Source organism: Alteromonas sp. CyTr2 (genome assembly GCF_947311905.1).
GTDB classification, from domain to species: domain Bacteria; phylum Pseudomonadota; class Gammaproteobacteria; order Enterobacterales; family Alteromonadaceae; genus Alteromonas; species Alteromonas macleodii.
Map to the genome: position 1 here is coordinate 43,922 of NZ_CAMZMZ010000001.1, position 14,684 is coordinate 58,605.

General features: G+C 44.6%; 9 protein-coding genes and 1 tRNA gene. 5 read left to right on the top strand and 5 right to left on the bottom strand.

Going from position 1 to position 14,684, the window contains the following annotated elements:
- Positions 1-778: 778 nt before the first annotated feature.
- On the top strand, positions 779-1,087 hold the full coding sequence (locus QME20_RS00220; protein ID WP_231506449.1) for a VOC family protein: 309 nt from the start codon (positions 779-781) through the stop codon (positions 1,085-1,087).
- 37 nt (positions 1,088-1,124) lie between these two features.
- On the opposite strand, the gene hppD is transcribed toward QME20_RS00220, so the two are convergent.
- Together hppD and hmgA are read right to left on the bottom strand one after the other, a co-directional pair.
- Complete coding sequence (hppD, locus tag QME20_RS00225) at positions 1,125-2,198, bottom strand: 4-hydroxyphenylpyruvate dioxygenase (protein WP_014978916.1); 1,074 nt, start codon at positions 2,196-2,198, stop codon at positions 1,125-1,127.
- Positions 2,199-2,490: 292 nt separating this feature from the next.
- Positions 2,491-3,786, bottom strand: a complete 1,296-nt coding sequence (gene hmgA / locus QME20_RS00230; RefSeq protein ID WP_069944067.1) for a homogentisate 1,2-dioxygenase — start codon at positions 3,784-3,786, stop codon at positions 2,491-2,493.
- A 397-nt stretch (positions 3,787-4,183) separates the two neighbouring features.
- On the opposite strand from hmgA, the gene QME20_RS00235 reads away from it, so the two are divergent.
- The 4 genes from QME20_RS00235 to QME20_RS00250 all read left to right on the top strand — a co-directional run bounded on the left by QME20_RS00235 (position 4,184) and on the right by QME20_RS00250 (position 8,036).
- A complete protein-coding gene (locus tag QME20_RS00235; protein WP_168532849.1) occupies positions 4,184-4,612 on the top strand; it encodes a MarR family transcriptional regulator in 429 nt (142 codons plus the stop codon).
- Positions 4,613-4,808: 196 nt separating this feature from the next.
- Positions 4,809-5,885 (top strand): patatin-like phospholipase family protein, encoded by a 1,077-nt coding sequence (locus QME20_RS00240; RefSeq protein ID WP_081106074.1) that lies wholly within the window; start codon positions 4,809-4,811, stop codon positions 5,883-5,885.
- Between the two features lie 158 nt (positions 5,886-6,043).
- Positions 6,044-6,120, top strand: a tRNA-Val gene (locus QME20_RS00245).
- A gap of 197 nt (positions 6,121-6,317) precedes the next feature.
- The gene (locus QME20_RS00250) at positions 6,318-8,036 is read left to right on the top strand and encodes an EAL domain-containing protein (RefSeq protein WP_281715200.1); all 1,719 of its coding nucleotides are present in this window, start codon (positions 6,318-6,320) and stop codon (positions 8,034-8,036) included.
- A 159-nt stretch (positions 8,037-8,195) separates the two neighbouring features.
- On the opposite strand, the gene QME20_RS00255 is transcribed toward QME20_RS00250, so the two are convergent.
- The 3 genes from QME20_RS00255 to QME20_RS00265 form a co-directional block, all read right to left on the bottom strand.
- Positions 8,196-10,130, bottom strand: coding sequence for an EAL domain-containing protein (locus QME20_RS00255; RefSeq protein ID WP_281715201.1), 1,935 nt, complete (start codon positions 10,128-10,130; stop codon positions 8,196-8,198).
- A 194-nt stretch (positions 10,131-10,324) separates the two neighbouring features.
- On the bottom strand, positions 10,325-11,392 hold the full coding sequence (locus QME20_RS00260) for an MBL fold metallo-hydrolase (protein WP_281715202.1): 1,068 nt from the start codon (positions 11,390-11,392) through the stop codon (positions 10,325-10,327).
- Positions 11,393-11,635: 243 nt separating this feature from the next.
- Positions 11,636-14,683, bottom strand: a complete 3,048-nt coding sequence (locus tag QME20_RS00265) for an efflux RND transporter permease subunit (RefSeq protein WP_281715203.1) — start codon at positions 14,681-14,683, stop codon at positions 11,636-11,638.
- Position 14,684: the final 1 nt, after the last annotated feature.

Here is a 14,684-nt window from a genome sequence, read left to right on the forward strand (position 1 = left end):
CATTCTCAATTTCACAAGCATTTTCCACAGGCCATGTCTACAACTAAAATAAAAAATGTTTTGTAATTTTGCAATTTCTTAGCTTGACAACCATGGCTTTTTTCAGAAATTTGCGTATTACTAAAACGCGAGATTCAAATGATCGAACGCTTTTGGCCATGTTGATCTTTGATGTACAGCAAAGGTCAATAGACTCTAGCCTTTTTACCTTTAAAACATCGGTACATTAAAATGATCTATTAGTTAACAAATATTCAGTAAGGGACTACTGTTAGTAGTTAATTTAGTCTTGGGTTTTGCTTATTGAAGCAATGGGGCATTGCGCTTATCAGTTATGTAGCTTACTGGGTATTTGATCTCTAACCAGAACAAGAGCGCTGACTAGAAAAATGCCTCAACCATAAATAGAGCCCTAACAAAACAACAGCCGTAAACAAAAAACAGAGGGAGAGACAATGTCAGATTCTTCATGGTGCGATATTACGGTAGAAAACGCAGACGAACTTGTCAGCTTTTATGAAGCTGAAATACCAGTCCGCATAGATAATTACCCACTCAGCGAGAGTTAAAATGTTCGTAATCGCGGCGTGTTACCGCAGGTATAGTGGCTCTACATCAAGGTGACACAACAAAGAGTACGGACATTTTAAACTCGCCCTTCGGGAAGGTCTGGCAAGCTTCCTAGCTTCATTCTGGGAATTTGAAAGGGAACAGCCATTCCTGCATTCCCACGCTTTGCTAGGAAACTTGCCAGCGCCTTCTGAGTGGGTAATTATCTATGCGGACTGGTATAACTGGATGGAAGAAAGAGCCCATAGATATGGGTGGCTACAATGATTATGTCATGATGAAGGCCGACGGCACACCTGTGGGCGGCATTTGTCATAAGCAGGGTGTAAACGCGCAGTACCCAAGCGGATGGATTAATTACTTTACCGTAGAAAATCTAGATGCCGCGTTGAAAGAAGTTACTTCCAAAGGTGGAAAGCAGGCGGGTGATATACGTCATCACGGCAAAGACAGCTTTTGTGTCATTATTGACCCAAGCGGCGCTGCGTGCGCGCTTTATGAAAAAGGCAGCAAGTAATGAGACTTGCTGCCCTAGTATTGTGTTAGCTATCGAATTACTTGTTTAGCACGCCGCGATTTACCTGATCGCGTTCAATTGACTCAAATAGTGCCTTGAAGTTACCCTCGCCGAAACCTTCGTCTTGTTTGCGTTGGATAAATTCAAAGAACACTGGGCCGAAAACGGTTTCAGAAAATATCTGAAGCAGTAGGCGAGGCTCACCATTTTCCGTTGTGCCGTCCAATAGAATACCGCGCTTTTGTAGCTCATCTACGTTTTCGCCGTGCCCAGGAAGACGTTCTTCAAGCATATCGTAGTAAGTGTTTGGTGGAGGCGTCATAAACTTCATACCTTTCGCTTTAAGCTTATCTAAACACGCCACTAGGTCGTCACAAGCGAAAGCGATATGCTGAATACCTTCACCATTGTACTTCATTAAGAACTCTTCAATTTGGCCACCACCGCCAACCGCCTCTTCATTAAGCGGTATGCGAATTTTACCGTCTGGCGCCGTCATTGCTTTCGATAATAGACCCGTGTATTCACCTTTAATATCGAAATAGCGAATTTCTCTAAAGTTGAAAAGCTTTTCGTAGAACCCTGCCCAGAAATTCATGCGGCCGCGGTACACATTATGGGTGAGGTGATCGAGCGTATGGAAGCCACATCCTTCAGGATGGCGATCAACGCCTTCAATCCAATTGAAGTCGATGTCGTAAATGGTATTTTCGCCTTCATAACGGTCTATAAGGTAAAGCATCGCACCGCCAATACCTTTAATAGCAGGAAGTTTCAGTTCCATTGGACCGGTATGGGTATCCATAGGCTGAGCACCGCGGGCAAGAACTTCTTTATATGCGTGCTGTGAATCTTTAACGCGGAATGCCATACCACACGCTGATGGACCGTGTTCTTCGGCATAATAGGCTGCATGACATTTCTTTTCGTAGTTACTTAATAAATTGATGTCGCCTTGACGCCATAATTCCACGTCTTTTGATTTGTGGCGAGCAACAAGGGTAAAGCCCATAGCTTCAAAAATGGGTTCCAACATGCCCTTTTTCGGCGCAGTGAACTCTAAAAATTCAAACCCGTCTAAACCAATAGGGTTTTCAAACAAATCAGCCATAGCGATACATCCTCAACGTAAATCACATTTTATAATTGTTACCTGATTGTAAGGGCGCAGTGAAAAAGCAAGCAATAGGTGTCGAGTTCAAGGATTTTGGGCATGGAAAGCAAAGCTGTAACGTTTTGTTTTCACCCGTGAGTGAGATGCTGAGTTAGGGAAAGCTAACTTCCCCTAACTTGTTGAAAATAAATGCTATTAAGCAAAGGTGATGCTTGTCGGTAGTGTTCAAAAATCAGTACAATTGCTTGTTTAGGTATCGGTACGTGTAACGTTACAAATCCCAGGGCGCTTATTTTTCACCATCGTAGTACTTTTTAAGGCCTTTCCAGCACGCCAAATAATTTCGTTGACGAATATCACTGTTTAAAGCGAACTCCGTTGGCGCAATGGCATAGCGAGATTCAAACATAAACGCCAGCGTGTTTTCATAGCGCTGTGGTGAAAGCTCGGCGTTCGAGGCTTTTTCAAATACTTCAGCTTCTGGGCCATGGGGAGTCATACAGTTGTGAAGGCTCATGCCGCCGGGCACAAAACCGTGTTCTTTGGCGTCGTACATCCCCTCAATTAGCCCCATAAACTCGCTCATAATATTTCTGTGGTAATACGGTGGGCGAAAAGTATTTTCAGCAACCATCCACCTTGGAGGGAAAATAACGAAGTCAACGTTCGCCGTACCTTCCAGCTCAGATGGTGAGGTAAGCACGGTAAATATCGACGGATCCGGGTGGTCAAAACTTACGGTGTTCATAACGTTGAAACGGGACAAATCATATTTATAAGGGGCAGAGTTACCTACCCAAGCCACCACATCAAAGGGAGAGTGATCGAGTTTTGCTTCGAACAAATTTCCACAGAACTTGTTTACCAAAGTGTGAGGCGTCTCATTATCTTCAAACCACGCCGTGGGATAGCAAAAATCACGCTGGTTCGCATAGCCATTCGCGCCTACCGGGCCGCGCTCTGGCAGCACAAAAGGATGACCGTAGTTTTCGCATATATATCCGCGAATTGGCCCATTAATAGGGTTAACCGAAAAACGAACGCCACGAGGAATAACGGCTATTTCGCCTACAGACAAGTTGAGCCTACCAAACTCGGTGGTGATCAGCATGTCACCTAGCTGGGGGACAATAAGCATTTCTCCGTCTGATGAGTAGAAAACACGATTTTGCATATTAGCACTGGCACTGTAGCAGTGAATGCCCATACCTACTTGGGCTTTAGCGTCACCGTTAGTGGCGATGGTTACAAGCGAGTCTACAAAATCAACGTCTTTGTCTGGTAAGGGAACAGGATCCCACCTAAGTACATTCGGAGGGCAATGGACATCAGACTCAGGTGCTGTTTTTACCAGGCCGTTATCAATTTTTTCAAAGTCGCCCATGGCAATAGAGGGGCGTAAACGATAGGTCCAGCTGCGGCGGTTTTCTGCTCGTGGGGCAGTAAATGCTGTACTGCTAAACTGTTCAGCGTAAAGCTTATAATTCACTTTTTGTGGGCTGAACTGGCCTTTAGGAAGGGCACCCGGCAGTGCCTCTGTCTCGTGCTCGTTATTAAAACCCGTTAAATACGACAAATTATCCATAAACCCTCCCACAGGCGGCCATCGATGTGGCTGTACAGATGAATGCAAAATAAAGTAGTTACAAATGAAACTATGTGATTTAGGCTAGAGGTAAATGAAATGTAAATCAATGGCCGTGGGCGAGTAGAGGGAATAGAACCAACGTCATTTGGTACGCTAGCTTTACACCTTTTATGTGAGGGCCATTACAAGGTTACACGTATTGCGTGTTTTTTAATGCACGATGTTAGCTGTGAAAGTTACGTGGGTTAATGTTGAACGCGCCTGAACGCTCGACAGATGGTAGCGACACTGTGGGTATAAGTAACGCCTAAGGTAAATGAAAAACAACCATGGCTTTTAAGGCGGTCACAGAAGTAAAAATAGCAAGAGTAATACGGTGATAAGGGCTTAAAACATGCAGCTAGAAGATATGCTTGCCTACAAGGTAGCCATGCTTGCGAGCGATTTAAGTGAATCGCTCTCAAAAGAATATGCAGAATATAAACTTACTAAACCAGAGTGGCGAATCTTAGCCACATTAGGCGGCCGAAATGAAAGCTCGCCAAAATCACTGCTAACGGGAAAAGAAATCGCTATTGCAACACGACTAGATAAAGTGCAGGTTTCGCGAGCGCTGGAGCGATTGGTTAAGCGAGATGCTATCGTTAAGCGTGTGAGCAAGCGAGATAAACGGGCCACATTAATTTCATTGTCAGTGGAAGGAGAACGAATCTATCGGGCGCTGTTGCCTAAAATTGTGGCTTGGCAAAATAAGCGTTTGGAAAATATCACTGAAGATGAGTATCGAATATTTGTAAAAGTGATAGATGCACTAACGCCTTAAGATTCGGGTGAAGTCGTTGAAAAGTCTGGTCTGAGCAGATGTGAGGGCATTGCTATAAAGGTTACTTTCGCGCCTTTAACTGTTAAATTCCCCCGAAACTAATTAAATGGGGAAGTTATTGGATTTATTCGTCATGGCTTGCTACCCCCTAAATATTTATCAAGCGCTTCTATTCGGCGCACAGCGAGGACATTGAGTGGCACCCTTAGAAATATACGCAGGTAAAAAAGCACGTGAATCCATAATGAAAAACGGATTTACGCCTGAGTTATTTAGCTATTTTCTGGGGGCATCTGGCGGCCCGAAATGGTTTTCTCTGGCTGGTCTAGATCGCGTACTGTTCCCTGAGTGGTTTGCCAACGTTAAGCATCAAATTCACGTGATTGGCTCTTCAGCAGGTGCGTTTCGTACCATTTGCGCTGTTCAAAATGATCCCTTAGCAGCCATAAATCGTCTAGCCTCTTCTTATTCAACAACGACCTATAGCAGTGATAAGCCTACGCCTAGAGAAATTACGGCTAAAGCTGAAGACCTGCTGAAAGAAGTGGTGGATGAAGCAGGTAAGCAAGAAGTGCTGTCTAACTCCCGCTTTAAAGCGCACCTGATCGTTGCTAAATGTTTAGGTGCTACTCGTTTTGAAAGTAAGTTTAGGCAACTTTCGGGCTTGGCGATGAGTGCAGCGGCCAATACAGTGAACCGACGACACCTTTCTCGTTTATACAAGCGCTATGTGTTCTCAACGCCGGGTACGGAGTTTGCGATAAACGACCCGTATCAACTGCCTACTCATTACCATGCATTAACGCGTGGAAATATTCATACCGCGCTGCTAGCGTCTGGTTCTATTCCTGTGGTAATTGAGGGCGTACAGCAAATTGAAGGTGCGCCAGCCGGAATGTATCGAGATGGCGGTATTATTGACTACCACTTCGATTTGTCCTTTGGGCCAGACGATGGCTTAGTGTTATATCCGCATTTTTACGACAAGCCCATTCCAGGCTGGTTCGATAAGGGCTTGAAGGGCAGGGTGCCTCATCGGTCAAGCTACGATAACGTTGTAATGCTAGTGCCTTCGGCATCGTTTGTGGCGAACTTACCTTATAGCAAAATCCCCGACAGAAAAGATTTCGAGGTGCTCGATGCAGATACACGCATCAAATATTGGCAAACGGTTTTAAAAGAAACCGACAGATTGGGGGAGTATTTTATGCGTGCTGTTAACGATGGCTCCTTAGTGGACGCTATCAAGCCGCTTCCATTTAAAATGATTTAAGTTAATCGCAATTGTTGAAGAAAATGGCTAATTGCTGTCAAATTAGTCACTTGAATCGTCATTTGATAAGTTTTCCTTGCAGGCAACGCTCGTGCTAAGTATTATACGCGCCGTTGCTTGGCATTCGCCCACCTATCAGGTGCAACAAAATTCTATATGCGTCTATAGCTCAGTTGGTTAGAGCGCTACCTTGACATGGTAGAGGTCCCCTGTTCGAATCAGGGTAGACGCACCATCTTACGATTTAATTTCATCTTTTGTTGACCCAAGTTCTGCGTAACACGCACTGGTACCCTTTTCTTTATTCAGCGATATTCATGGGTAATTTAACTTTTTAATGTCGGGTGGTCTGTGTGATTTGGACTACACTAAAAGAATGGTGGCCATTTTTATATCTTTGCTATCTAACAATTTAGCACTCGCGGGAGTACGATGAGCTTACAGAAATACCAAGAGCCCCCGTTATTTGAACAACATGGTTCGGCTGAAAGGCGGTTCCTTCAGCTTATTAGTGCCTTGCCAAAGGTATCGGTGCAAGGTTATGACAAGCACCGAAAAGTTATCTACTGGAATAAATCAAGTGAAGACATGTATGGCTTTCGTGAGTGCGAAGCACTAGGTCAAAAACTTGAAGATCTCATCATTCCCTCGTTCATGAAAAGTGAAGTGATAAAGCTACATCAGCGATGGATAGATTACGGTGAGGCAATTCCTTCAGACGAACTCGTGCTTGAGAAGAAAAGTGGCGAGCCTATCCATGTTTTCTCATCTCACGTCATGCTGAAAGAAGGCACAGATTCACCCGAAATGTATTGTGTGGATATTGACCTGAGTGAGCAGCACAACATCAGGCAAGAACTTGAGCGAATGGCATCCACAGATTTGTTAACCGAGTTGCCTAATCGACGCCTGTTAGAGCAGTTTTTGACGTCGTCCATCGAGGATGCATCGCGCAATGAGTCTGGCTTCGCTTTGTTTTTCATTGACTTAGATATGTTCAAAGAAGTTAATGACACGCTTGGGCATACCTGGGGTGATGAATTACTGCGCTCTGTTTCTAAGCGGCTGTCAGATTGTCTAAGCGAACAAGGCTTACTGGCTCGGTTTGGTGGAGACGAATTTGTTTTTGTCGCCACACAAGTGACTTCTGAAAATGAAAGTGCTGACATTGCTAAGAAACTTACTGAGTGTTTCAGGCAGAGCTTCGCACTTAGCACTGAAAACGTGCATATCACTTCAAGTATCGGTATTAGTATGTACCCTAAAGACGGAAGTGAGATTGATGATCTTCTGAAAAATGCAGACGTCGCAATGTATCAGGCGAAAGCTGAAGGACGAAACCGTTTTCATTTTTTCACCCACGCTTTAAGTCAGAAAGTTCGACAACAGCGAAGTATCGCAGCCTATCTCCATGAGTCTTTGGTTAACGATGAGTTTGAACTCTTATATCAACCTCAAATCGATTTGCTCACTGGAAAAGTGGCATCGTGTGAAGCGCTGTTAAGGTGGCGTCCTAAAGGTGAGGATAGGGCTGTTCCACCCAATATCTTCATCCCCATCGCCGAGCGGGGTGAGTTAATTGTTCACATTGGAAATTGGGTGTTAGAAAAGGCGTGCAAACAGGCACAGTTATGGAAAGAGCAGGGCATTAATATTCGCGTTGATATCAATGTTTCAGGAAAAGAGTTAGAGCAGAATGCTTATTTCGAACGCCTAAGGGAGTGTCGAGAGCGGCACGGTTTACTGCCTAAAGATATTGGGTTAGAGCTTACTGAGAATGTGCTTATTAAGTCTGACAATACGATTTTAGAGAATTTGAGAGCGCAACGCGACCAAGGCGTTGAAATATCGATTGATGACTTTGGTACGGGTTATTCTTCGCTTAGTTATTTAAAACAGTTTCCCGTTAGCCACTTAAAAATAGATCGTTCATTTTTAAGAGGTGCACCGGAAAATGCCTACGATAGCGCGTTAATGGAGGCTATCGTGAATGTTGGTCACAAACTCGATTTAAACATTGTTGTTGAAGGCGTGGAAACTCAAAATCAATCGAACTACTGCAAGTCTCTTAACGTTGAATATGTGCAAGGCTTTCTGTATTCAAAACCCATTAGCTCTGACGCCATTATAAAGCTGCTTAACGATCAGTAAATGCGGTTAAAAGGAGGTGTATATGAAAGAGATTTTCACAACACCGCCTTAAACGTTTCATTGAATCGACGCACAATTAAGTCGTATAAAGCGCGGTGGCTCACATAAAGCGTCAATACTTATCCTGACGTTCAGTGCCTCAGACCAGCGAGCTTACACTTAGTACATTGTCCAAAGTGAGGGTTTAGAAAAGTAATAGCCTTGTTGGTGTTCAACGTCTAGTTTGCTCAGTGCAACAGACTCAGCCTCGTTTTCTACCATTTCCGCAATAACATGGATATTAAGGCCTTTCGCAATATTGATAAGGCTAGAGACAAATAACTGATTATCTTTGTTGGTATGAATTCCCTGGGTTAGCCGTCCCGAAAGCTTAACGAATTGAGGCTGAATTGCCCTTAAACCCGCAAGCGAGGCAAAGTTATCGCCAAAGTGCTCTATGGTAATTCTACAGCCCAGCTGTATGAGTTGACGGCAAAAGTTCTCGGCTACTTCTCGATGGTGAATAAGCGCTGCATCTTCGACTTCAAAAATAAGTCTTGGGCATAGCGTTTCCCGGGTTCGAAGCTCTTCAATTAACCATTTTCTAAACTCGCCGTTGGCAACTGAGGCGTTACTAATATTTATAGCAACCTGATGAGACGTTACCGTTAGTTTTTTAAATACAATGCCTGCAACCAACTTGTCGACTTGAGGAATAAGGTCCAATCGCTCCGATGCGGGGATAAGTTGTGCCATGGGTATAACATCATTGGTGTCTTTGTCTTTAAATCGAGCGAACGTTTCGTAATATGCAGGTGTGTTTCGCTCTACATTCATCACGGGTTGAATGAGAATATCGGCATATTGCTGCGACACGATGTAATTGAGGCGCTCACGCCATTTTGTATTGCTATGAACCTGAGACACCTCTGAAGAAAACTGCCATCCTTTTTGCGTTTTCATGGCCGCCATCAACGCACAGTCAGCACTTTCCATTACCTGCTGTAACGACATTTGGCTAGAAAAACGTGTTACGCCCATCCACGTTGCTTTGCTTCCATCTCGAAGTGGCGTGGCGTTTGCAAACTGCTTCGACATATTTTCTAACATCAAATCCCGTTCGTCCCGCCCCATAATTTCACTTATCAAGGCGAAATCTCCGCCTGATAACCGAAATACAAAGCCACTTTTGCAACTGTGCTTCGCCTCATGCACAAGAAAGTCCGCGATAGATTTTACATAATTGTCACCAGCCAACATGCCCAACTTTGTATTAATAGTGGTAAGTTGAGCGAGCCTGATGAGAATCAGCTCTTTTTCCTGGAAATTAGACGTGTCAGACAACAGCGCGCGAGTGTGTCGCTCGAATGCACTGCGGTTCGACAACTTCGTCAATGTATCTTTATTGGCTTCTGTTTTGAATCGCTCAGATTGCTGAGCAATGTCATTAAATTTTGATGCTAACGACGTGGTTAGGGTGTTCACTGTGCTGGTAAGTTGGCGGTAATCTGTTGTAAACGCATTTACCTGCGAGGGGGTGAAGTCGTGGCTATTTATCTCATTAAGCTTCTTAATGGTGTTTGCAATGGGGCGCCTAGCAAATTTGGTTACCGTGACGATATATAGCGCGAGGGCGAAAAATAGCCCACAAAAGATAACAGCATTTTTGATGAGAATAGCGGTGATTTCAGTGTAGATATAAGACGTGTCAGACGTAACTAACAAATAACCATCATTATTTGAAAAAGGAATTTTCTTGTTAACGGCAGGCGCGGAGTCCAGCTTTAAGTACCAATTAGGAACAATAATGTTAGGCGAGCGCTCGTACTTCGCAAACACATTTCCTTCGACATCAATGACTTTTGCTGCAGATAAAAACGGCTGCAATACCATTTGACGAAGCATGGCATCAATCACTGATTGCTTCGACTGAGAAGACATGGCAGAGGTTTGTAAGACGGTTGTTTCGTAACGCAGCCGTGCTTCTTCAGCTTCTTGTTCGATTGACACTGAAGTGCGAGATTTTATTTCGCTTAGCTCAATACTCGACAACACCGTAAATGCTAAAAGCATAAGGGCAAAAACGCCCAAATTAATTTGACTAGACAGCTTCATTGCTAGCAGTTAGCTCCTTTAACTGAGAAATTTATTATTCGCCTCAACCAATTCGAGTGCTATCACTTTGATTGAGGCTTTTGTTATACCCGCCAATAGTGCCTAAGCGGCGAATAATAAATGTACTGCAAAACATAGAGTTAAGCGAGCAATTAAAGCCCAGAATAATGAAGCAAGCGCTGTTTATTAGCTACTCACCTTTCGTCTAACCACCAGGTTTTGTTCGGAGCTTCGCCTGCATCCTTAACTGGAACAACTTCGCCAAAGATAGGAATACTGGTGGGAACACCCTTAGCACCAGCAAGGTCTGTGATTTTTATTAAAGGCTCATTCCAATTATGTAGTGCTAAATCAAAGGTACTGTTGTGCACGGGCATCATGACACTCGCTTGAATATCAATATGGGCTTGCAAGCTCTCTTCAGGCAGCATGTGAATGTCAGACCATAGCTCGTTGTACGCACCGGTTTCAATCATTGATAAATCAAACGGACCGTACTTTTCACCAATAGCTTTAAATCCGTCAAAATAGCCCGAGTCACCGCTGTAAAAGATGTTGGTATTTGCAGATTTGATAACCCAACTTGCCCAAAGAGTTTCGTCTCTATCAAATAAACCTCGACCTGAGAAATGCTGAGACGGTGTGGCCACTATTTCAATGTCGCTCACTTTTGTACTTTGCCACCAATTTAGCTCAACAACTTTATTTGCATCCACACCCCAGTCACGTAAATGATTGCCTACTTTTAGCGGTGTAATAAACACGTCGACTTTGTTTTTTAGTATTTCAATACTGCCCTTATCTAAATGGTCGTAATGGTCGTGACTTATGATAACGGCATCCAATTTAGGCAAGTCTTCCAGTGAAATTGGCGCTTGGTGGAAACGCTTGGGTCCCATCCATTGAACGGGAGAAGCACGCTCACTAAAGACCGGATCGATCAATATATAACGCTCGGCAAGTTTCAATAGGGTAGTAGAGTGGCCCAGCTTTATCACGCTGTCTTCTGCAACTGCGTCAAGCATCTGTGGTGTAAGTGCCGACACGGGTATGTCAAACGTTGGCGTTGCAGCATCTCTATTGTCACGAAAATACGCTTTGGTGACTTTCCACATGTCTCGCCACGTCGTTTTATATTCAATATGAGTATTAGTGAATTTTTCAGGTTGCGGCGCGCTTGCAGCAAGGGTGTTTGAAGAACCACAGAAAGATGTCATAAATAAAACTCCAACAAGAAAGCGTGTGCGATTAAAAACGGGCATGCTCTCACCTTAAATAAAAAGTATACTGCACAGTGTAGTTTACCCATAATAAACTAATTTTGTTAAAAGTAAACTGGTGGGTGTAGTTTTTGTTGAGAAGGATAGATTGCAGCTAAGCGATAGTATGCAGCCAGCATGAGTAGACTCTCCTCATGCTGGCTGTTAACAATATTAGGTCCGCCCCGTTTTTGTGCTACCTACACGAACTAGCGCACAGCTAATCGAATTTGTTGTGCGTACTTTTTATTCTGACTTTATACCGTGGAACGTACAGTGCAGCACAGGCAATATGAGCAGTGTAAGTACGGTGGCAACGGTCAGACCAAATACAATAACAACTGCCATTGACGCGAAGAACGCATCAGAAAACAGCGGGATCATACCCAGTATGGTGGTGATGGCTGCCATTGAAACGGGACGTACACGAGATACTGACGCGGCTACTACGGCATCGAATGCGCCACTGTTACCCTTTGCCTGTACGTTTATTTCTTCCATTAATACGATTCCGTTTTTAAGCACCATACCAATAAGGCTTAAGCTGCCGAGCAGCGCCATGAACGTAAAGGGTGCACCAACTAGCACCAACCCGCCAATAATGCCGATAGTGGTGAGTGGAATTACGCCCCATATCGCTAACGCCTGACGAAGCTTGCCAAACAGCAAAACGGTGATAATGAACATACCTAATATACCAATAGGCATACTTGCAAATAGTGCGCTTTGCGCGTCTGTTGAGGTCTCGTATTCGCCGCCCCATTCAATATGGTAGCCATCAGGCAGTTGAAGCTCTTCTACAAGAGGGCGAACTTTAGCTTGCACGCTCGCAGCCGTCTCACCGGATAAAGGCATGGGCTCTGCATAAACCGCCAGCATCCGCACCCGGTTGCGGCGTTTGATGATAGGGTTATCAAGCGATACATCCACATTGCTGATAACATCAGCCATGCTTATATATTTACCTTGCTCTTGGCTCCATACGTTGAGTGAGGCGAGGTTATCTATGTCATAGCGCTGGTTTGGATCGTTGCGCATGACAATAGGTATTAAATCGCTACCTTCGCGGTAAAGGCCCACAGTCTCACCTTCATTGTTCAGTAAAAATGCGGTGTGAACGGCATCTCGCGTTACGCCGATACGCCTGGCTTGTTCTTCCAGAAACACAGGTTCAACAAATGGGACTTTGTTGCTCCACGACAAGCGAACGCTGTCCATGGTTTTCTCTGCTTGAAATATCGCTTCAATGTCGCTGCTTATCTCACGCAAAACTTCAGGCTCTGGTCCGTAAATTCTCGCTTCAATTGCCGCTTTTGCAGAAGGGCCTACTTGAAGTGCTTTTACCTTGTATTGCACATTAGGGAAGTCTTCTCGCACCAGCTCGATAATTTCTCGCATACGAGCATCACGGGACTCAACCGTATCAGTTTCAACGATAAGCTGACCATAACTGGCGTATCTGTCTTCTGGCGCATAGGTGAGGGTAAGGCGCTGTGCTCCACCGCCAATAACGCTTGTTACGTTGGCGATATTCTCCATGCCTAACACGTTGTCTTCTAAGCGACGAATAGACTGCTCGGTGGTTAAGATGTCGCTACCTTCAGGCAACCACAAATCGACGAAAAACAGCGGTGTGGATGAATCTGGGAAAAATGCATTTTTTACGAATTTACCTGACGCCATGCTGCCTACTAATGCAACAAGTACCAGTACAATTGTCACGTAACGATGATTGATAGCAGCAGTAAGCACACGCTTGTATACCGTAAAAATAATGCCCTTATATGGGTCGTCATCTTCGTCATTAGCTCCGCGCTCTTTTTCAGTTTTAAACAGTAAGTCGAAAAAGAAGGGGGTAATGGTAAGTGCGGTGATCCAACTTAAGAAAAGCGAAAAGCACAGTACCCAGAAGAGGGAGCCGACGAATTCACCTGTGGCATCTGGCGATAGACCAATTGGCGCAAAAGCGGTGATGGCAATCACAGTCGCGCCAAGCAGCGGCAACCCATTTTGCGACACCACGTCTTTTGCCGCCTGAAGCTTGGTTTGTCCTTTTCTCACACCAATTAGCATGCCTTCGGTTACCACGATGGCGTTGTCGACCAACATGCCAAGAGCAATAATAAGCGCACCCAGGGAGATTTTTTGCAACTCAATGCCTTTTACCGACATCAATATAAAAGTGCCAAGAATGGTAAGCACAAGAATGAGCCCCATCAGAACGCCACTGCGCCAGCCCATGAAAAGTAGCAGCACGAAAATAACGATGGCCACGGCTTCAACAAGGTTAATAAGAAAGCCAGTTACAGAATCGTCGACCACTGTAGGCTGATTGTAAACGGTATCCAGCGTCATACCCAGGGGCATACGCTGCTCTAGCTCGGCAATTTTGCTATCAAGTCGTCTACCTACATCAACTACATTTACCGCCGACGCGAACGATACACCAATTGACAGGGCCGGCGTGCCAGAACTGTGATAAAGAATTGAAGGGGTATCGTTAAGCTTGCGCTCAATAGTCGCGATATCTGTTAAGCGAATAAGGCCGCTTGCAGGTGAGCCAATTACCACCTGACCTAACGCCTCTAGGTTATCAAATTCGCCAGTGGGCTGTATGGACAGGCGCTTGCCCTGAACCTTAATCGAACCCGCGTTGCCCACTACATTTTGCGCGGTTAAAAGGCCAGCAATGGATTCTGCAGAAACGTTTAGGGTTTTCATTTTATCGTGATCTAACGACACAATAATCTGTTCATTAACGGTACCGGCAATCGACACCTTTTTTACACCATCAACAAGCTGAATCTCTCGCTGCATTAAATCTGCAAAGTCTTCCATTTGCTTAAGGGAGTAGTCTTCGCTTTTAAGGGTAAGCAGCAGGCCAAAAACGTCACCAAAGTCATCATTCACAATCGAGGTGCTGGTGCCAGGTGGCAGTGATGCTTGTGCATCGCCCACTTTACGGCGCAAGTTGTCCCAGTATTGCTCTAGGTTCTTGGCCTGGACACTACTTTTAAGCTCAACAGTAATTTGCGATAGCCCAACCATGTTTACTGAGCTGATTCGTTTTACGTTGGGTATACGCTGAATCGCCTTTTCAAGCTGCAGCGTCACTTCTTCCTCAACTTGCTCAGGCGTTGCCCCTGGGTATTGAGTAATAACCAGAGCATTTCTAATGGTGAATTCGGGAAACTCTAGCTGACCTAAGCCAAGAAAAGTCACAATGCCGCCAACACCCAAGATGATGGCGACCATCCAGCTAATTACTTTTTGACGAAAAAAATACTCGACCATG

Coding starts and splice junctions, on each gene's coding strand:
- QME20_RS00250 (WP_281715200.1), top strand. CDS start 6,318: ATGAGCTTACAGAAATACCAAGAGCCCCCGTTATTTGAACAACATGGT.
- hppD (WP_014978916.1), bottom strand. CDS start 2,198: ATGGCTGATTTGTTTGAAAACCCTATTGGTTTAGACGGGTTTGAATTT.
- QME20_RS00265 (WP_281715203.1), bottom strand. CDS start 14,683: ATGGTCGAGTATTTTTTTCGTCAAAAAGTAATTAGCTGGATGGTCGCC.
- hmgA (WP_069944067.1), bottom strand. CDS start 3,786: ATGGATAATTTGTCGTATTTAACGGGTTTTAATAACGAGCACGAGACA.
- QME20_RS00260 (WP_281715202.1), bottom strand. CDS start 11,392: ATGCCCGTTTTTAATCGCACACGCTTTCTTGTTGGAGTTTTATTTATG.
- QME20_RS00220 (WP_231506449.1), top strand. CDS start 779: ATGCGGACTGGTATAACTGGATGGAAGAAAGAGCCCATAGATATGGGT.
- QME20_RS00235 (WP_168532849.1), top strand. CDS start 4,184: ATGCAGCTAGAAGATATGCTTGCCTACAAGGTAGCCATGCTTGCGAGC.
- QME20_RS00255 (WP_281715201.1), bottom strand. CDS start 10,130: ATGAAGCTGTCTAGTCAAATTAATTTGGGCGTTTTTGCCCTTATGCTT.